18 protein-coding genes are annotated in these 20,882 nt (G+C 42.8%); 10 read left to right on the plus strand and 8 right to left on the minus strand.

Translation table 11 applies throughout. The features are described from left to right. Positions 1-67 precede the first annotated feature (67 nt). Complete coding sequence (locus tag HWV01_RS16805) at positions 68-2,212, plus strand: MFS transporter (protein WP_211672635.1); 2,145 nt, start codon at positions 68-70, stop codon at positions 2,210-2,212. Positions 2,213-2,295: 83 nt separating this feature from the next. Here HWV01_RS16805 and nhaD read toward each other — a convergent pair whose 3' ends face one another. Beyond that, entirely contained in the window at positions 2,296-3,735 is a 1,440-nt protein-coding gene (gene nhaD, locus HWV01_RS16810) for a sodium:proton antiporter NhaD (RefSeq protein ID WP_211672636.1), read from the minus strand. 222 nt (positions 3,736-3,957) lie between these two features. On the opposite strand from nhaD, the gene HWV01_RS16815 reads away from it, so the two are divergent. Further along, positions 3,958-5,244, plus strand: a complete 1,287-nt coding sequence (locus HWV01_RS16815; RefSeq protein ID WP_211672637.1) for a mechanosensitive ion channel family protein — start codon at positions 3,958-3,960, stop codon at positions 5,242-5,244. 112 nt (positions 5,245-5,356) lie between these two features. On the opposite strand, the gene HWV01_RS16820 is transcribed toward HWV01_RS16815, so the two are convergent. The 7 genes from HWV01_RS16820 to HWV01_RS16850 form a co-directional block, all read right to left on the minus strand. Beyond that, the gene (locus tag HWV01_RS16820; RefSeq protein WP_211672638.1) at positions 5,357-6,814 is read right to left on the minus strand and encodes an aerolysin family beta-barrel pore-forming toxin; all 1,458 of its coding nucleotides are present in this window, start codon (positions 6,812-6,814) and stop codon (positions 5,357-5,359) included. A 113-nt stretch (positions 6,815-6,927) separates the two neighbouring features. Beyond that, positions 6,928-7,476 carry a hypothetical protein gene (locus HWV01_RS16825; protein WP_211672639.1) on the minus strand — a complete coding sequence of 183 codons (549 nt, stop codon included), beginning with the start codon at positions 7,474-7,476 and terminating at the stop codon, positions 6,928-6,930. A gap of 216 nt (positions 7,477-7,692) precedes the next feature. After that, a complete protein-coding gene (gene rluB / locus HWV01_RS16830; RefSeq protein ID WP_211672640.1) occupies positions 7,693-8,700 on the minus strand; it encodes a 23S rRNA pseudouridine(2605) synthase RluB in 1,008 nt (335 codons plus the stop codon). A gap of 104 nt (positions 8,701-8,804) precedes the next feature. Next, positions 8,805-9,371 (minus strand): SMC-Scp complex subunit ScpB, encoded by a 567-nt coding sequence (scpB, locus tag HWV01_RS16835; RefSeq protein ID WP_370629410.1) that lies wholly within the window; start codon positions 9,369-9,371, stop codon positions 8,805-8,807. A 15-nt stretch (positions 9,372-9,386) separates the two neighbouring features. Next, positions 9,387-10,172, minus strand: coding sequence for a ScpA family protein (locus HWV01_RS16840; RefSeq protein WP_211672641.1), 786 nt, complete (start codon positions 10,170-10,172; stop codon positions 9,387-9,389). A 3-nt stretch (positions 10,173-10,175) separates the two neighbouring features. Next, a complete protein-coding gene (locus HWV01_RS16845) occupies positions 10,176-10,796 on the minus strand; it encodes an L-threonylcarbamoyladenylate synthase (RefSeq protein WP_211672642.1) in 621 nt (206 codons plus the stop codon). A gap of 64 nt (positions 10,797-10,860) precedes the next feature. Further along, entirely contained in the window at positions 10,861-11,733 is an 873-nt protein-coding gene (locus tag HWV01_RS16850; RefSeq protein WP_211672643.1) for a PHP domain-containing protein, read from the minus strand. A gap of 150 nt (positions 11,734-11,883) precedes the next feature. Between HWV01_RS16850 and HWV01_RS16855 the strand changes: the two genes are divergently transcribed. The 8 genes from HWV01_RS16855 to HWV01_RS16890 all read left to right on the plus strand — a co-directional run bounded on the left by HWV01_RS16855 (position 11,884) and on the right by HWV01_RS16890 (position 20,878). Next, entirely contained in the window at positions 11,884-12,141 is a 258-nt protein-coding gene (locus HWV01_RS16855) for a hypothetical protein (protein WP_211672644.1), read from the plus strand. After that, on the plus strand, positions 12,080-13,711 hold the full coding sequence (locus HWV01_RS16860; RefSeq protein ID WP_211672645.1) for an anthranilate synthase component 1: 1,632 nt from the start codon (positions 12,080-12,082) through the stop codon (positions 13,709-13,711). The genes HWV01_RS16855 and HWV01_RS16860 overlap by 62 nt, the downstream gene beginning before the upstream one ends. Before the next feature lie 10 nt (positions 13,712-13,721). After that, positions 13,722-14,306, plus strand: a complete 585-nt coding sequence (locus tag HWV01_RS16865; protein WP_211672646.1) for an aminodeoxychorismate/anthranilate synthase component II — start codon at positions 13,722-13,724, stop codon at positions 14,304-14,306. Between the two features lie 24 nt (positions 14,307-14,330). After that, positions 14,331-15,401: an anthranilate phosphoribosyltransferase gene (gene trpD / locus HWV01_RS16870; RefSeq protein WP_249185353.1), complete on the plus strand. Its 1,071-nt coding sequence runs from the start codon at positions 14,331-14,333 to the stop codon at positions 15,399-15,401. 42 nt (positions 15,402-15,443) lie between these two features. Next, complete coding sequence (trpCF, locus tag HWV01_RS16875) at positions 15,444-16,832, plus strand: bifunctional indole-3-glycerol-phosphate synthase TrpC/phosphoribosylanthranilate isomerase TrpF (RefSeq protein ID WP_211672647.1); 1,389 nt, start codon at positions 15,444-15,446, stop codon at positions 16,830-16,832. An 11-nt stretch (positions 16,833-16,843) separates the two neighbouring features. Further along, positions 16,844-18,034: a tryptophan synthase subunit beta gene (gene trpB / locus HWV01_RS16880; protein WP_211672648.1), complete on the plus strand. Its 1,191-nt coding sequence runs from the start codon at positions 16,844-16,846 to the stop codon at positions 18,032-18,034. Beyond that, complete coding sequence (trpA, locus tag HWV01_RS16885; protein WP_211672649.1) at positions 18,034-18,840, plus strand: tryptophan synthase subunit alpha; 807 nt, start codon at positions 18,034-18,036, stop codon at positions 18,838-18,840. The genes trpB and trpA overlap by 1 nt, the downstream gene beginning before the upstream one ends. 184 nt (positions 18,841-19,024) lie before the next feature. After that, positions 19,025-20,878 carry a monovalent cation:proton antiporter-2 (CPA2) family protein gene (locus tag HWV01_RS16890; RefSeq protein WP_211672650.1) on the plus strand — a complete coding sequence of 618 codons (1,854 nt, stop codon included), beginning with the start codon at positions 19,025-19,027 and terminating at the stop codon, positions 20,876-20,878. The last annotated feature ends 4 nt before the right edge of the window (positions 20,879-20,882 follow it).

A 20,882-nucleotide genomic window follows, 5' to 3' on the forward strand; every position in this document is an offset into this window, starting at 1 on the left:
TATGTTATAAAGCTTATAGGAATTACTAATTAACAATTTTAGATTAAATAGAAAAGAGAACACGCTTGTGACCACGACCCTGAAACCTTTCATATTGCTACTTGTCAGTGGCTTTTTGCTCATGCTTGGCTATGGCTTAAGTAATATTCTATTGCCTGTACGCATGCAAAATGACGGTATCAGCGTCGATAACATAGGTATCATCTTATCTATGCTGTCAGTGGGCTTCTTACTGGGTGCACTCTATAGTCGAACACTATTACAGCGGGTTGGCCACATTCGTATATTTGCCATGTGCGGTAGCTTAACCTCGGTGGCAATCTTACTTTCAGGCCTGTATCCAGAGCCGTTAATGTTAGCCGCAATGCGTATGCTCACTGGATTTTGTATGGCCTGTGCCAATGCCACACTCGATAGCTGGTTAAGCCATAGCGCTACAGAAGAAAGCCGTGGACGAATATTATCGATTAACCAGATGGTGATCATGTCTGCGCTGTTCTCTGGTCAATTTTTGTTGAACGTGGCACCGATTAGCGATGTCACCTTGTTTGTTATATCCGGTATTCTATTTAGTCTTTCTATAACCCCCATGGTGATAAGTAAACATCAAGGGCCGCAGATTGAAGACAGTCAGTCCATGTCCTTAATGACCATTATGAAGCTGTCACCGCTCGGTGTTATCTGCTGTTTTTATGGCGGTTTTCTTTATGCCGGCTTAGTCAACATGCTGCCTATTTTTGCCAATGATCATGGTATTCAAGGTTTCAGTTTATCCATATTCATGGGGGCATCTATCTTTGGTGCCATCATTTTCCAATATCCGATCGCCTATTTATCCGACCGTTTTGACCGTCGTAAAACCATGATCGGTATGGTATTAACCATTGCAGCATTGTCTTTATTAGTGCCGCAACTGATTAGCTCATCACAATTTAATCTCACCTTGTTAACGATTGCGATCGTGATGGGGCTAACCGCTTGCCTCTACCCAATGAGCATGTCAGAAACCTTCGATAAAGTATTAAGAGAACAAATCCTAGCAGCAATGGGATCCTTACTACTCATTTACGCACTGGGTAGTATTCTGGGTCCCAATCTCGCGTCGATCGCCATGAACATGTTTGGCAGTGCTGCATTATTTTCATTTACGAGCATGACGGCCATGACATTACTGGCTTTGATCATTGGTAATATGGTCAATCAGACCGCATTACCACGCGATGAACAAGAAAACTTCATCATGCAAACCCCCTCAGGTGTGGCATCAGAACTGGATCCACGAACCCAGTATGCACAACCTTCTTTTGAACCAACGTCAGAAGTTGAAGTGGCGATTAGTTTAGCCGCTAACAATCCAGCCGCCGCCGTGAACATGGCAAAAACTTTAGCTATGCGCGACCCAAATGATGCCTCGAACTTAGCCGCAGCACTAAGTACCATTGACGAAATTGATATTAGCCGTCTGTATCGCGCCATCACAGCAGCCGCACCAGAGATGAGTCTTCATATCGCAGAAGCACTCACTAACGCCTCACCAGAACAAGCTGAAGAATTAGTCGACTGGATCACCACCGAACGTCCAGATCAATTTACCAATATTATTGTTGCCATCGCCAACTCAATGCCAGACAACGGTATTGATGTAATGGAAGTTGCGGCTGAAAATATGGTTGAAGATCACCAAGAAGAGCTGTTAGAAATGACAGATCAATACATGACCAGTCTATCTAATTCGTTAGATGAAATGCGTCCTGTCGATCGTGCTGCTGCCGCGTCTGAACAGACCGCAACTGAGTTGTATAGCCGTTTAACAGACGTATCACCTGAACAGTCTGCCGAGTTAGCCTTAGCAGTATCAGAAGCGCTACCAGAATCATCGAACGTGGTCGCCGAAGCGTACGTCGCTAACCTCATTGAAGCAGAGCAAGCTGCACCGGGTGATACCACAGCTAATATCGAAACTGCGGTCAATGAATACGTCACTCAAATTGCAGAAACCATCCCTGAATATGCCGTTGATATCGCCAGTACTATGGTTGATTCAGTTCCTGATATCGCTTCTGATATGGTCGAGATCTTACAATGCTCTGACGTATTCGATGACAGTGAATTGAGTGTGTCGATCAAAGATAAACCCGAGCATGATGCGCTAGAAGAACAATTACAATATGCAGTACAAACGCAAGCGGATGAGATTGATAAGAATAGTTAAATCTTGTATTAAAGATTAACTGAATTGAAAAGCACTAACCAAACACAGTGTATTTGGTTAGTGCTAACTTTAATTTTTATAAATTAAAACAGCGCGTCATTCAGCCATAAATGGCAAAGAATCGAAGCTATATAACCCAGAGCAATGACTGGTGCCCAGCGTAAGTGACCCGCAAAAGTATACAGTCCACGTGCTTGACCCATCAGCGCTACACCAGCAGCCGAACCAATAGACAGTAAACTACCGCCCACGCCCGCTGTTAAGGTCACTAATAACCATTGACCCAAAGACATATCTGGTTCCATGCTTAGTACCGCAAACATCACCGGAATATTGTCAACAATCGCAGACAAAATACCGACTGCCACGTTAGCAACTGTGGTATCCCACGTGCCGTACATAATGCCAGAAGCCAGGCTGAGGTAACCCATAAATCCTAAACCACCTACACACATGATCACGCCGTAGAAGAATAACAAGGTATCCCATTCCGCTTTCGCGACTTTGTTAAATACATCAAATGGCACCACACCACCAAGCTGTTCTAAGGCTTTTTCGTCGTTAGCAAGTTCTGCTTTTGCACGTTTACGCTCTAACGAGATTGGCAGCGTTTTACGCAGGAAGTAACCAAAGAATTGCAGATAACCCAGGCCAGTCATCATGCCTAATACTGGTGGCATGTGTAACACGCTGTGTGCAGCAACAGCTGATGTAACTGTCAGTAGGAATAACAAGACAATACGCTTCGCACCACGTTTGGTATATACGATTTCTTGTACACCAGATAACTTGGCATTTTTAGGAATAAAGAACGTCATGATCGTAGCTGGTACGATGAAATTAACCACAGATGGTAAGAATAACGCAGCGAATTCATTAAATTCGACCATACCCTTTTGCCATACCATTAGGGTTGTAATATCACCAAATGGACTGAACGCACCACCCGCATTTGCGGCAACAACGATATTAATACAAGCAAGGTTAATAAACTTCTTATCTTCCCCTGCAACTTTCATTACTACCGCACACATAAGCAGTGCTGTGGTTAAGTTATCGGCAATCGGAGAAATAAAGAATGCGAGAATACCCGTTAACCAAAATAAGCCCCTCAGATCGAGACCTTTACCTAACATCCAACTGCGCAGTGCATCAAATAACTGACGCTCTTCCATCGCATTGATGTAAGTCATCGCTACCAGTAAGAACAGTAATAGTTCAGCATACTCTAACAGATTATGCCTAAATGCAGCCTCAGCTACATCTGACATGCCTAAGCTAGCATAGTGCCAACCAATGAGAGCCCAAATAATACCCGCAGCCACCAAGACAGGTTTTGATTTTCGTAAATGTAAATGCTCTTCCGCCATTACCAGCAAGTATGCGCAGGTAAAGATAATTACAGCAAAATAGCCTATTCTGGACGCAGTAAGATCAACAATGTCTCCACCGCCACCTGATGCAAACGCAAACGTTGCAGGTGCTAATCCAAACAAGATAATTAAAATAAGCTTCATTGCCATGTTGTGTGCCTTCCCTCTCAAAATGATAAAAACTTGTGTAATGTATGTTATAAAACTGTTTTTAGCTATTGGCAATATCACTTTTAGCGAACTAATTGTGATTTTTATGTTCTTCATCAAATGAACAAATGCAGGATAGAAGAGGAATTTGATAATAATGATTGCTAATCATTAAGCATAATGAATATCATACCGTTTTATTACCGTAGTAGGATAATGACATTGGATAAAGAACTAAGGTTAATGATTTCACAATGGCTCTCAGAGAGCGACACGTTAAATAACACAGGGGCAAATACTTACAACCTAATACTACTCGTATTATGTTTGAGTCTAGCGGCGATATCTTATGTAATAGTGAAACGTGTCGTGATTAAAGCAATGAAGGTCATATCAGCTCGATCCAAAGCGACTTGGGATGATAAATTTGTTGCACATGGTGTCTTAGAGAAGTTCGCATTATTAGTGCCACTACTGGTTATTGAGCTACTACTACCTCTGTTCTCTGTATGGTCTCCGTTTGTTTCCGATATTCTTGGTCGCCTTCTTACTGCTTTGTTAGTGATTTTATTTATACGCGCGATTTATGCTGTATTGAATGCTATTGCACAGATAGCCGATGAGCACAAAGCAACACAACGCTTACCCATCACTAGTTTTATTCAATTAATTAAACTGTTTTTATTTTTTATAACAGCCATTATTACTGTCTCGATTTTATCCAACCAAACACCAATTTATTTCTTAAGCGGCCTGGGTGTAGCGACTGGTTTCATCATGCTGATATTCAAAGATACCATTTTAGGTTTTGTCGCCGGTATTCAGTTAGCCACGAACCAAATGGTCACTAAGGGCGATTGGATCCAAATGGATAAATACGGTGCAGACGGTACGGTTGAAGAAGTATCGTTAACCACAGTTAAAGTACGTAACTTTGATAAAACAATTACCATGCTACCAGCTTATGCTTTGGTGTCTGACGCGTTTAAAAACTGGCGCGGTATGAGTGAATCAGGCGGCCGCCGTATCAAGCGTAGTCTCTTTATTGATATTCAAAGCATCAATTTTTTAACCAAAGATGAGTTACAACGTCTTAGCAAGATTCATTTATTAAAAAACTACCTTGCGGATAAAAGCTTTGATATCAATACTTTTAATCTCGACTTCAATGAAGACGAGAAAGCGGTGAACGGCCGTGGTTTGACCAATATAGGAACATTCCGCGCATACTTGTTAGCTTACTTACAACAGCACCCGAAAGTACGTAAAGACATGACATTATTGGTAAGACAATTAGCACCAACGACACAAGGCATGCCAATCGAGATCTATATTTTTACCGATGAAACACGTTGGGCTTTTTATGAAAACATACAAGCAGATATCTTTGATCATATCTTCTCGGTATTACCTGCATTTGGCCTACACGCTTTTCAGCAACCCAGTGGCAATGATATACAGGCACTAATGGTTGCTCCTAAAAATAATACCACTAACCCTCCGCTATAAAATACGATTAGATTAGATCAGTTCAAATACTAATATAAAGCGATTATTTAGTTTCCCCCAAACTATGCAGAATGGGGGAATATATTTTTAATTTATGCCCTTATAAGCTGATTTACGGCGACTGCACGACCGGAGTAATACTTAGTTCAACACTTTCAAAGCCGAGCAATTCCATTTCATCCGCATTGAAGTTTATGTCTTTAAGCGCTACACCATGGTCTGCATCTCTAGAGCTGTTAAGTTGATTAACTTTAGGGTAACCAATCTCGATATCGCCAGCGAATTGATTTTCCGCATAAAAATGACCAGAGACTGCAGATTGAACAGGTCTGAGAACTCTCGCCAACGTTCTTTGCATAGCCGATAAGCCATATTCATTGATAGTCCAAGACCAATCCCACCAGCGTATTTCTCCCGGGATATAACGTTTATCCCACTGGTAGCTAATACTATTGGACTCTCCAGCCCAACGCCCTATGGTAAAAGTATGAACCATAGTCGGACGATCTTCAGGATGAGTATGCCAAGCATTCCCTCCCCAACGTAAGAAACCATTTAAGGTCAGGTCATAACTTATATCGGCTTTAAACTCATAGGGATAAGAAATACTCGATTTATAGATAGCGATCCTAACAGGCATTGTTGAATTAGCTGGTATCACAGGCCTTGCTGCAAGCGAGACACGATGACTCTCTGAGGCACCGTTTTGAGATGACCAAGACTGATTTGCGGCTATTTCAATAGAGACATCCGTCTCGCCCACTAGGGGCCACTTAAATGTATTTTTGGTGGCTACCTTTTCACTAAATCCATAGGTATCAGTTTTAGACCAGCTACTACTAGTATCATAGCTTAATTGCACAATCACTTGCTGAGGTACGTCGCTATTGTTTACTGCATTAGCGGTAACTGTTTTGATCAATTGTTTACCTGATTCTGTAACGTCTCCGTGAGAAAAACCAGCCTCATCCAGCGTATAAGCAAAATTATCGACCTTGATGGATGTCTTTTCACCGCATCTGTAGCCACCACAGGAACCTTGATTATTACCTTGAATACGCCAACTATCCCCTTCCCTGTGAACGTCCATATCTTCACCGACATAACCACTACCATTACCAGCAACCCACGCATAACCAAGGTCATGAGCTAAGTAGCTAACAGGCTGAATAAAATTATAATCATCATTAACGAATCGCCATTGTATCTCCACTTCATCACCAGCGGGAATAGATAATGTGGATAATACCGGAATAGGAGCTACACCATCCTTAGGATAGCACCATGTAGTATTAGCAGAGCCTTGCTTAATCTCACCATAATATCCAGCTCCCATAATCACCCAATTATTAGCGAGACCAGATATTTGCCAATGTCCCATCTTGGATACAATAGCAGGCTTGATCCTCAAGGCTTCATCACGAGTCACCGCACGATAACTTTCTCCACATATCTCTGGCCCAAGATCAAATAATTTCAATTGATCCGGATAAATAGGGTCTGACGAATTAGCAGAAACTGACCCACTACTTACTATTGCAGCTAGAGCAATCATGTTTTTGTATTTCATTTTAAACTCCATTTTTGTCAGCAATATTAGCCGAGCAATACTTCCTAGTAGATGAGTGTTCCTATAATGCTCTCGACAACTGATTCATATTAATGCTTATATGATATTGTCATTTATAGGTTATGTGCTTTCTTGAACTCAGCCATTAGTGCATCTGGACGTTGTTTTTTGTTGTTACTATTAAGTACGTAAATGACTGTTTTACCGTCAGGGCCAGCACCAATATCACTGAAACGTAATGCAGCTTCGCCAGAGTCACGCGTTAACTTCATGTCTGCCCACGAGCTAAATACGTAGTAGCGGTTTTCCATGAACATTTCGCCATAGAAAGGACCTGTTACTTCACGCTTACCTTGATATAAATCGACATGCTTCACGCCTTCAAGTTTCTTTTTCTGCTCGCTAGTTAAGCCAAACTTAAGCGTTTCACCGTGCGGGCCTTCGCCAATGAATGCTTTAAAGTAAGCAGTGTGACCTAATTGCATGAAATCTTGATAAAGGTCGAAATCGCTAAACAGGTAAATGCGGCCACCTTTGTGTACTTCAAAGAATTGTTCAGTTTGTACATTGGCAACTTGAGATGATGATGTAGTTGAAGCAGTGTCAGTTGCAACACAACCACCAAGTAAAATAGCCATCGTTAATACAAGCGTTTTTTTCATTCTAGGATCCTTCCAATTATAATAATTTCACATCAATTTAGAGGATGATATTAGCGCTTGTTAATGACTAGGGTATTGCAGTTTTTTGACAGTAAGATGACAGGGTGCAGACATAAAAAAACGCGTTAACCCAATGCCGATTGCAGGCAGGGATAACGCGTTATACAGCCACGTCTATTTTGTTATAAATAGCGCATTGCAATTAAAAACGTCTTATTAGATACGAGTACGTTTTTTCGCTTTAGGGCCTCGCTGCTGTTTAGCAGGGCCTTTCTTACCTTTGTGGATTGGTATACCAGAACCCGTAGGCTTAGTACGACCTTTACCACGAGGTTCATTGGTTTCTTCGATCTCTTTACCCAATCGACCGCTTTTAGTCGGCTTTTGACGTGCGTCATTATTTTTCAATGAACGACGGATACGGCCTTGACGAATACGAGTTTCTCTACGATCTAAGTTACGTGCAGTCGTTTCTGGTGGTAATGACACAAGTACGCGTAAGTAGTTAATTTCGTTTAGTGCAAGTTCAGACCAACCGCCACGTGGTAAACGACGATCAAGTACTAATGAACCATAACGGATACGGATAAGACGACTTACCTGAATACCTTGAGATTCCCATAAACGACGTACTTCACGGTTACGACCTTCACTCAATAATACGTTGTACCATTGGTTAAGACCTTCACCACCAGTCCCCTCTGCAACACCTTTAATCTTTTGGAACTTGGCAGGGCCATCTTCCAATTCAACACCCATACGCAGGTTTTGAATGATTTTTGGTGTTACTTCACCAAAGATACGACAAGAGTATTCACGCTCTACTTCGTGACTAGGGTGCATTAGACGGTTTGCTAGCTCACCATCTGTCGTAAATAATAATAGACCAGATGTATTGATATCTAGACGACCAATCGCGATCCAACGGCCGCTTTTTAATGGTGGTAGACGATCGAATACTGTCTTACGACCTTCTGGATCTTTACGTGTACATAACTCACCTTCAGGCTTATGGTATGCAAGAATACGACAAACGTTTTCTTCTTCAGTGATCACGTGTACCGGATTGCCATCCAAACGAACTTTGTCCGTTTCTTCAACACGGGTACCCAATGTCACAATTTCACCATTAACGCTGACACGGCCTTCTGCGATCACAGCTTCCATCTCACGACGGGAACCTAAACCAGCACGTGCTAGTACTTTCTGTAGCTTTTCACTCATCAGTTTTCCTAAATATTAAGTTACGATCTTATTTCGCAATTAAAAAATTTTGTATGTGCCAGATATCCTCAGATACCCAACACAGTTATTTTTATTTGATACTGTTAAATATCTAACAATGTTTCTTCGTCCATGGCGGCTAATTTAGCCAATAACGCTTCGTCCAATGGGGGTAACTCTTGGATACTTTTAATAGCAAAGTAATCCAAAAATTGGGTCGTTGTCGCATATAAAGCCGGTCTACCCGGTACTTCTTTGCGGCCAATCACTTTAATCCATTCACGCTCTTCAAGCGTATGGATCGTTTGGCTACTCACAGCAACCCCACGAACTGCTTCAATATCCCCCCTACTTACGGGTTGACGATAAGCAATCAGTGCTAATGTTTCTAATGTCGCGCGCGAATATTTAGCGGGCTTATCTTGCAACATACGCTGCAACCAAGGCGTTAAATGTGAACGCGCTTGAAAGCGATAACCACTGGCTACTTCCACCAGCTCGATACCTTTATCATGATAATCGGCGCTTATCTCGGCAATGTAGGCGGTCACTTGCTGACGGCTTAAACCTTCATCGGCAAGAACATCACGGCATAAAGCCGCTAATGATAACGGTTTCTTCGCAACAAAAATAGCCGCTTCAATAATCTGTTTATAAGGTGTTGTATTCACACTCAGGTCTCATACTTATTCGGCTAAACTTAAGTATATCTCACCCAAAGGATTATTCTGGATAAGGCTAATTAAAGACTCTTTAAGTAACTCAAGGATCGCCAGAAAACTCACCACAATACCACGTCGACCTTCTTTAAGATCGAGTACTTGATGGAAAGTTCGCACTTTACCATCTTGCAGTAATGCCAGTATATGGGTCATCTTTTCACGCGTGGTTAATACTTCACGTTGGATCTGATGATGCTCGAAGTGTTCTGCTTTCTTGAGTAATTTTTGCAGATTATACGCCAAGTCGCGCAGAGATACTTCAGCTAATAACGGGGTTGTCGTAATATTTTCTGGCAGTTCGGCGTTAGCAACAAAAATATCGCGCTGGATCCTTGGGTGTTTATCTAGATTTTCTGCCGCGTTCTTAAAGATTTCATATTCTTGTAGCTGTCGGATCAACACGAGACGCGGATCGTCCAACTCTTCTTCTGCCGCCACTAGTTTAGGGAGCAATAACCGTGATTTAATTTCAGCCAACAAAGCTGCCATGACCAAATACTCACCGGCAAGTTCAATTTTCAACGTAGTCATCAGATCCACGTATTCCATGTATTGCGCGGTGATTTTTTGCATAGGCAGCTGCAAAATATCGAGTTTTTGCTTTTTGATTAAATACAACAATAAATCTAACGGTCCTTCAAATGCGTCTAAGAATACACTCAGCGCATCTGGCGGAATAAACAAATCCTTGGGAACTTTACGTAATAACTCGCCATTAACCTTGGCAATCGCAGTGCTAGACTCTACCACAGGTTACACGAAAGAAGATGCATCACCGGCACCTTGACGAAGAATAACGGCATCACCTTCCGAATAATCAATAACCGTTGTCGCTTGCTCGCCTAAGTAACCACCATTGATAATGAGTTCCACTTGGTTTTCAAGTTGGTCTCGAATCGCTTCTGGATCAAATTCTGCACCTTCGTTACCCGGTAAGATTAACGACGTCGACATCATAGGTTCACCGAGTGCATCTAATAATGCCAATGCAATTGTGTTGTCTGGCACACGAATACCGATTGTTTTACGCTTAGGATTCACTAAACGACGCGGCACCTCTTTGGTTCCTTTAAAAATAAACGTAAAAGGACCCGGGGTATTATTTTTAAGCGCGCGATAAGCTTGATTATCAACGCGTGCGTACAGTGATAATTCCGATAAATCACGACACAACAAGGTAAAGTTATGCTCTTTATCTAACTTTCGGATCTTACAAATACGCTCTAACGCCATTTTATCACCAATATGACAGCCTAGCGCATAGCCAGAATCTGTTGGATAGATGATCACACCACCATTGCGTAAAATAGCAACCGCCTGACTGATTAAACGCGCTTGCGGGTTATCAGGGTGCACATAGAAAAATTGACTCATAAATTATTACTCCTTCACTGTTTAATGACCATCGCTGACACCGCTTAATTACCACTTGGTAAACTTAAGCGCCTTGCTCCACAGTGGAGGCAAGTTTCGCATCACCTTCAGGCCAAGACGACCACACCGGGGTACAATCCTTAGGGATATATAAATTTCGACCTAATTCAGTCCAGCTGCTTGGTCGATGAAAATCAGAACCAACAGACCCAGACAAATTATAATCACGACCATAACTGGCTAACTGAGTACGTTCGGTAATACCTTGTTGTGGCTGTCCCACTTCTAAAGCATCACCACCCGCTTCTTCGAAGGCAGCTAATAATCTTTTAAACCATTTAGTTGACAGTTTATACTGCAGCGGATGAGCCAGTACAGCTTGCCCACCAGATTGATGAATTATTTCGATCGTTTGTTCAATTGTTGCCCAGTTGGGTGGCACATAGCCAGTTTTTCCCTTAGCTAAGAAACGTTTAAATACATTTTGAAAGGTATTTTCAACGCCTTGCTCAACTAAATATTTAGCAAAGTGACTGCGAGTAATACTGGCATCGCCAGCAAGTGCTTTCGCGCCTTCATACGCATTTGGAATACGCGCTTTGGCTAAACGATTACCCATTTCAACCGCGCGCTCTTCACGCTTATTACGCTGTTCTGCTAAGAATGCCTGCAACACAGGGTTCTCGAGGTCGACATTTAAGCCAACCACATGAATTTCATGGTTTTGCCAATTGGTTGAAACTTCAACACCATTAACTAAAGTAAGCGGTAATTGATTGGCTGCAATCGTATCATGGGCTTCTTGGAGGCCAGCCGTAGTATCGTGATCGGTAATCGCTAACACATCAACGCGATGTAGAACCGCACGTTGGACTAATTCAGCTGGACTTAAAGAACCGTCAGAGGCTGTCGTATGAGAATGTAAATCGTATATCATAAAAATAAAGCGTATCCAGCGATAAAAATTCAGAAAAAAGCACAATAAGGCCCTATTATAAGTTTTATTTAACAATTTCACACAAAAATTAATAAATGTATTGACAATAATAGCCCTAAACGCCTAAGTTTAACCTACTTAGATAACTTTATGGCTCAAACGCAATGCAAAATATTACAAACCAAACAATCAGTTGGTGGTGGCACATCCCTCTCTAAACGGGCATGTGATTTTGTGATATCTGCAGTAAATGTAAATCTACAAAAAATAACAAACATTAAAGCCCGTTTCATTGAAGCGGGCTTTTTTATTGGAAATTTAGACAAACTAGAGCAAGGAAAGTGCGATGACGCAACGATTAGCGCCAGGAAAATTACATTCGATTCAGCAAGATTGCCCTCATATTGACGATCCCCTTGCCTTCTATCGCCACATGTATCGCCCAAGCGGTAACAGCCTATTATTAGAATCAGCGGATATAGTCACAAAAACCGCACTGCAAAGTTTAATTTTGCTCGATGCTGCCGTTAAAATCGCCTGCTTTGGACGTACGGTTGAATTCACCGCATTAACGTTGAACGGCGAGAACCTTCTGCCATTCTTAGCCGATGAGTTTAAAGCTCAACTTGGCAACGATGCCATTACCGCTTTGAGTCATAACAAACTCGCTTTAATATTCGCCCCGACTGACGATAGCCTTGATGAAGACTCCCGCTTACAGTCATCATCACCATTCGACGCTTTACGCACTATTATCAACCGTGTCATTCCAGAAACACCTTTTCATGAGGCATTATTCCTCGGTGGTTGTTTTGCCTATGACATGATTGCCAGTGTTGAAGAATTACCAAAAGTGCCAGATGGCGCCAATATCTGTCCTGATTTTGTATTCTATATTGCCGAAACCTTAATTGTTATTGATCGTCAAACCCAACAATCAAAATTAATCGGTAGTGTATTTGGTGGCGAGCACTTTGCCACTGCACTTAACGAAACAGAAGAAAAATTAGCCCATATCCAAACTGAGTGCACGACGGTATTAACAGCTACGCAAGAGTCTAAAGCCGCAGCGCTAACACTCAAGGTTGATATTAGTGACAGTGAGTTCTGCGCGACAGTTGAAGATTTAAAAGACTACATCCGTAAAGGTGACATTTTCCAAGTTGTACCGTCACGTTGCTTTAGCTTACCTTGTCCAGATTCGTTAGCCGCTTATGCCAAACTAAAACAAACGAACGCAAGTCCGTACATGTTTTACCTAAACGATTCTAACTTTGTGTTATTTGGTGCATCACCAGAAAGTGCATTGAAATATGATGCGCAAACTAATGATGTAGAAATTTATCCGATTGCAGGTACTCGCCGCCGTGGTTTCCGTGCCGATGGCTCGATTTGCCCCGACTTAGATGGCCGTATCGAATTAGAGTTACGCCAAGACAAGAAAGAAACTGCCGAACACATCATGCTGGTTGATTTAGCCCGTAATGACGTGGCTCGTATTAGTCAGCCGGGTACACGTTATGTGGCTAACCTATTAAACGTAGATCGTTATAGCTACGTAATGCACTTAGTGTCGCGGGTAAAAGGAAAACTACGCAATGACCTTGATGCCCTACATGCATACCAAGCGTGCATGAACATGGGGACGTTAGTTGGCGCACCTAAGATCCGCGCCGCGGAACTGGTTCGTCAAGTAGAACAGCAACGCCGTGGTAGTTATGGCGGTGCAGTTGGTTACCTTACGGGTGATGGCACCATGGATACCTGTATTGTTATTCGCTCTGCATTTGTTAAAGATGGCACTGCGTATGTACAAGCTGGTGCGGGGGTGGTTTACGATTCAAACCCACAAGCCGAAGCCGAAGAAACCCGCAGTAAAGCAGCCGCAGTATTAAACGCCGTAGCCCTCGCACAAGGTTCATCATTCGCAGCCATCATGAAGGCAGAAGCTAACTCAACAACTAACAACGCTAAGTAACGGAGACAACATGAACAATACTTTATTTTTATTAGACAACTTTGACTCTTTTACTTACAACCTAGTGGATCAATTCCGCAGCCTAGGGCATGAGGTTAAAATTTACCGTAACAGTATTAGTGCCGAAGCAATTAAACAGCAAATAGACCAATGTGAAAACAACCCCGTTGTGGTGCTTTCGCCGGGTCCTGGTAATCCATCAGAAGCCGGTTGTTTGTTGGAACTGATCCGCTTGTGTCGCGGTCAATATCCAATGATTGGCATTTGTTTAGGACACCAAGCACTGGTACAACAGTATGGTGGCGTAGTTGGCCGTGCAGAAGAGATCATGCATGGTAAAGCCTCATCGATTAACCATGATGGTCAGTTAATGTTTGCCGGTTTGAGTCAGCCCTTACCTGTTGCACGCTATCATTCATTAGTCGCAACTGAAGTACCAAGCAGCTTAACCGTTAATGCAGAATTTAACGGAATGCCAATGGCAATCATTCAACCAGAAGATAAAGTCATTGGTTTTCAATTTCACCCAGAATCAATATTAACCAGTGAAGGCGCCGAGCTGTTAAAAAACACCCTAGCATGGGCAACAGCATAGGTCACAAGCCCTAAGGAGTAGGTCATGGCAGAATCAAACATCGTACCGGAAAAAATAGTATCAGAAAACACGGCACCAGCAACAATCACCGCGATTCTAGACAAATTATACGCAAACCAAGTACTGACTCTTGAAGAATCAGAAACCGTGTTTACGGCGGTTGTACAAGGTGAAATGGACCCTATCGTACTTTCATCAGTGTTAACTGCATTAAAAATACGCGGTGAACAGCCAGATGAGATTGCGGGCGCAGCACAAGCATTACTCGCAGCAGCGACACCTTTTCCTGCTGTAGAGGGCCTACATGCCGATTGCTGTGGTACCGGTGGCGATAACATGAATACCATTAATATCTCAACAACCGCTGCGTTTGTCGCTGCTGCTTGTGGGTTAAAAATGACTAAACATGGTAACCGCAGTGTATCAAGTAAATCGGGCTCGTCAGACTTATTGGAAGCGTTTGGTATTAATTTAACCCAAACCCCAGATCAAGCAAAAGCCTGCCTTGATGAATTGGGTATTTGCTTTTTATTCGCACCACAATACCACGCTGGTATTCGCCATGCGATGCCTGTACGCCAAGCTCTTAAAACCCGCACCATCTTTAATGTGCTAGGCCCACTGCTGAATCCAACTCGCCCACAAGTACAGTTAATGGGTGTGTATGATAAATGTTTAATTCGCCCAATCGCCGAAACCATGGATAAACTAGGTGTTCAGCGTGCGTTAGTCGTTCACGGCAGTGGTTTAGATGAAATCGCCCTACACGGTGAAACTAAAGTTGCCGAGTTAAATAATGGCATGATCACCGAGTTCACAATAACCCCTGCCGATTTTGGTGTTGAACGTTATGACGTAGCCGAACTACGCGGTGGAGATGCAGCAGAAAACAAAGTCATTATCGAACGCCTGCTATCAGGTAACGGTACTGACGCACAAAAAGCCGCAGTGGCCATCAACGTATCGGCATTATTAGTGGTTGCTGAAATAGCCAAAGACTTCAAACACGGTACTGAATTAGCAATGACAGCAATTGATGATGGCCGTGCATTAGCCTTGATCCACCAACTAGCAGTAAAAAGTCAACAAGTTTAGTCTTGGTCTTACCCTTAGTTTAACGAAAGGAAGGAAGCATAAATGTTAACGCAAGAATTACAGCAAACCATTCTCGGTAATATTGTTGACGATAAAGTGGCTTGGGTTGCAGCGCATAAAGCCAGCCAACCATTAGCGAGTTTTATTGCTGATTTAGTACCGACAGATCGTGACTTTTATGCCGCGTTATCAGGTAAACCAACCAAGTTTATTCTGGAATGTAAAAAAGCATCACCATCAAAAGGGCTAATTCGCCCTGAGTTTGATTTAGATTTAATTGCTGGTGCCTATAAAAACTATGCGTCTGCAGTCTCAGTATTAACGGATGAGAAATACTTCCAAGGTAACTTCGACTACATCACTAAAGTACGTAATGTCGTGACTCAGCCGGTGATCTGTAAAGATTTTATCATTGACGAATATCAGATTTACTTAGCCCGTTTACACCAAGCCGATGCAACGCTGTTAATGTTATCGGTACTTGATGACGCTGAATATATTGCCTTAGCTAAAGTCGCCCACAGCTTAAACATGGGCGTGCTTACCGAAGTCAGTAATGAAGAAGAATTAGTCCGTGCGATAGCACTAGATGCAAAAGTGATCGGTATTAATAACCGTGATCTACGCGACTTATCAATTGACTTAAACCGTACCAAAGAGATTGCTCCGAAGATCCCAAATGATCGTATTATCATTTCAGAATCGGGCATCTACAATAACCAACAAGTACGCGATTTAGCAAACTACGCGAACGGCTTCCTCGTCGGCAGTTCATTAATGTCGCAAGACAACGTCGATCGAGCTTGCCGTCGATTGATTTTAGGTGACAATAAAGTTTGTGGCCTTACCCGTCCAGAAGATGCAAAAGTCGTACATGAACAAGGGGCTATCTATGGCGGACTTATCTTTGCGCCAAAATCGCCGCGTTGTGTTAACGTAGCAACAGCGCAAGCGGTTATAGCCGCTGCACCACTGGCTTACGTGGGGGTATTTGTGAATGAACAAGTAACCGTCGTTGCCCAGCTTGCTAATCATCTCGATTTGGCCGCTGTACAATTACACGGTAGCGAAGATGCAAGCTACATTGCAATATTAAAAACCTTACTCAATAACGATATACAGATTTGGAAAGCACACGGGGTTAGCGAACAGGCACCCGATTTAAGTCTGACCAAGGTTGATCGTCATTTAGTTGATAGTAAGGTAACGGGACAATCAGGTGGCACAGGACAGCCATTTGATTGGTCGTTATTAACATCTGAAGATTGCAGCCAAATCATGCTGGCAGGCGGGTTAACCCCTGGCAACGTGCAAGACGCAGCAAAACTCGGTTGTTTAGGGCTAGATCTAAACTCAGGATTAGAATCAGCACCCGGTATTAAAGATACAGACAAAATTATCGCGGCATTTAACGCGCTTAGAAATTACTAAAGGAAGTTATCATGGCAAAACTTAATGCCTTTTTTGGCGAATTTGGCGGCCAATACGTATCGCAAATTTTAATACCTGCATTAGACGAATTAGAAGATGCATTTATCGATTCACAAAATGATCCTGCCTTCGAAGCAGAGTTTCAGCAACTGTTAAATGAATACGCGGGCCGTCCAACGCCGTTGACACTATGCCGTAACATTACCAAAGGGTCGAAAACTAAAATCTACCTAAAGCGTGAAGATCTATTACACGGTGGCGCGCACAAAACTAACCAAGTATTGGGTCAAGCACTGCTGGCGAAACGCATGGGTAAAACCGAGATCATCGCTGAAACGGGCGCGGGTCAACACGGTACAGCATCCGCACTAGCGTGTGCATTACTGGGTCTAAAATGTCGCATCTATATGGGTGTGAAAGACATGGAACGCCAAAAGCCCAACGTATTCCGCATGAAGTTAATGGGGGCAGAAGTTATTGGTGTTGATTCTGGCGCAGGCACATTAAAAGATGCCTGTAACGAAGCATTACGCGACTGGTCTGCAAACTACGAAAATGCCCATTACCTACTAGGTACAGCAGCAGGTCCTCACCCATTCCCAACGATTGTGCGTGAATTCCAAAAAATGATCGGTGAAGAAGCCAAACAACAAATCTTAAAAGCAGAAGGTCGCTTACCCGACGCTGTGATTGCTTGTGTGGGTGGTGGTTCTAACGCGATTGGTATGTTCAATGATTTTATCGAAGAAGAAAGTGTCAAACTTTACGGTGTTGAACCCGCAGGGAAAGGGATTGCTACAGGTGAACACGGTGCACCAATTACCGAAGGTACCAACGGTATTTTCTTTGGTATGCATTCACTATTGATGCAAGATAACTATGGTCAGATCCAAGAGTCTTACTCAGTATCTGCTGGTTTAGATTTCCCATCAGTGGGTCCACAACACGCACATTTATATACGTCTGGTCGTGCTGAATATCCTTCAGTAACCGATGAAGAAGCATTAGCGTCATTCCAGTTATTATCATCGCAAGAAGGCATTATCCCTGCGCTAGAATCATCTCACGCATTAGCGTATGCACTAAAGATGATGGAACAGGATATGGATAAAGAACAAATCTTAGTGGTTAACTTATCAGGTCGTGGTGATAAAGATATCTTTACCGTCGCTGATATTCTTGAAGGTAAAGGAGCATTATAATGGGACGTTATCAACAAGCTTTTGCAGCACTCGCAGAAAAAAATGAAGGCGCTTTCGTTCCATTTGTAACGATTGGCGATCCAAACCGCGCACAATCAATGGCGATTATAGAAACACTAATTGCAGCCGGTGCTGACGCATTAGAGCTGGGTATTCCATTCTCAGATCCGGTGGCTGATGGCCCGACAATTCAAAAAGCCACCTCTCGTGCATTGAACGCAGGTATCAACCCAGATATCTGTTTTGAAATGCTCACCGAAATACGTGCTAAACATCCGCAAATGCCAATTGGTTTATTATTGTATGCCAACCTTGTTTACGGTAATGGTACCGATAAATTTATGGCTAAAGCTGCAGCTGCTGGCGTTGACTCATTATTGATTGCCGACGTGCCAGTACAATACGGCCAACAATTTAAAGAAGCAGGCGATAAAGTCGGTATCGAAAGTATCTACATCGCACCGCCAAATGCCGATGAAGCAACGCTACAGCAAGTGGCAAAGCAAGGTTCTGGTTATACTTACCTACTTAGCCGTGCAGGTGTCACAGGGGCAGAAACCAAAGCTGAAATGCCAGTAGGTCCATTATTAGCAAAACTGAAATCGTTTAATGCAGCACCTTGCCTGCTCGGTTTTGGTATCTCATCACCAGAACAAGTTAAACAAGCTGTTGCAGCGGGTGCTGCGGGTGCTATTTCAGGTTCTGCGATTGTAAATATCATTGAGAAAAACCTTAATGACAATACGAAAATGCTGCAAGAACTCGCTGAGTTCGTGACGCCAATGAAAGCCGCAACAATTAAATAATCGAATATAAAAAAATATATACCCAAGCTACTTCAAGATACTTGGGTATAACACTTTACCAATTAAGCCCTTAATGCCTATTATTATGCTATCGCAATACGATGGTTATATAAAATGGCTCTAAGGGCTTTTTTAATACTACAGATCACTCATCGCATTACCTACCAAGGAACAAGGAAGCACCATGACAGGTTATTTCATCCAAGCATTCATCTACCTGTTTGCTGCGGTTATCGCCGTACCGATTGCCAAACGTCTTGGGCTGGGCTCGGTACTCGGATATTTAATTGCTGGGGTTATGATAGGCCCAGTGACAGGGCTAGTTGGCAATGAAGCAGCTACTATTCAGCATTTCGCTGAGTTTGGTGTAGTCATGATGCTATTTTTGGTTGGCCTAGAATTAGAACCCCGTATGCTCTGGGATATGCGTCATCGCCTTATTGGTTTAGGTGGCTTACAAGTTGGTTTAACGACGGCTGCAGTAATGGGGATCTGCCTTGCGCTCAATTTAGACTGGGGACTTGCCCTCACTATTGGTTTAGTATTCTCACTATCTTCAACCGCGATCGTATTGCAAACCTTTAACGAAAAAGGCCTGACCAAAACTGAAGGGGCACGCTCCGCATTCTCGGTATTACTGTTTCAAGATATCGCCGTGATCCCGATGCTGGCGCTAATCCCATTATTAGCCATTCCCGAACTGGTTGAACAAGCACAAAATGCCGTACAAGCAGCCAGTGCACAACATGAAGAGTTATCCTTAGTCGCCGATATATCCGGCGTTTATTATGCCCTCGTGATCATAGTAGCTATTACAGGCGTGGTTATCGGAGGGCATTACTTAAGTCGTCCATTATTTAAATTTGTGGCAAGTTCTAAAGTACCTGAGATCTTTACCGCTACCTCATTAATGCTGGTCATTGGTATTGCTGCCATCATGAACTTAGTGGGTCTGTCCCCAGCTCTGGGCGCATTCTTAGCCGGTGTAGTATTAGCAACCAGTGAATTTAGACACCAGTTAGAAGCCACCATCGAACCATTTAAAGGCCTGTTGCTCGGGTTATTTTTTATGACCGTGGGCGCTGGTATTGATTTTAATATCTTATTTAACGAAACCAGTACCATTTTATCCATTACACTCGCGTTAATGCTGGTCAAAGGTTTAGTGCTATTTATCTTAACTTTGGTCTTTAAGATCAAAGGCAGTGACCGATGGTTATTAGCCCTCAGCTTGGCGCAAGCGGGTGAATTTGGCTTTGTATTAATCGGTTTTACCGTGAACAACCATGTACTACCGATTGATCTAGCACAGACCTTATCGCTATCTGTTGCCCTATCTATGTTCTTAACACCCGCGTTATTTATCTTTTATGACCGCGTGATCCAGCCCCGCTACGTTGATAAAACCAATCAACAAGCAAGCGATGATATCAATGAACAAGGTGATGTGATCGTGGCAGGTATCGGCCGTTTCGGCCAAATTGTCAATCGCCTGTTGGTTGCTAACGGAGTTAAAACAGTGGTACTGGATCATGATGTCAGTATGATCCAAAGAGTGCGATCATTTAAGATGAAAAGTTATTTTGGTGACGCCACCCAACCCAGTTTGCTAGAAACAGCGGGCATCGCGAACGCCAGTTTATTCATCGTCGCGATTGATGATAAAGTCAGAGCTGTTGATCTCGTACGTTACATCAAGCAACATTATCCACAAGTCAAAATATTAGCGCGTGCTTATGACCGTGGACATGGTTATTCCCTGCGTCATGCAGGGGCAGATCATGTGGTCAGTGAGACCTACCATTCAGCCTTGATACTTGGATCACACGCGCTGACTAACCTAGGTTTCAGTGAACAACAAGCAAAAGACCTGAAGATCACCTTTAAAGAAATAGAAAAACAAAGTAAAGCAACCTTGTATCAAACCTGGTTGAATAACAGTGAAGACGACAAGTTTAATACCGCTTACCGCGATCTGTATTTACAGCTGGAAGACAGCTTAGCAGACGTAATGAAAAATCGAGACAAGGAAGAATAAACAG

The sequence above is a fragment of the Moritella sp. 5 genome (assembly GCF_018219455.1).
GTDB lineage: Bacteria > Pseudomonadota > Gammaproteobacteria > Enterobacterales > Moritellaceae > Moritella.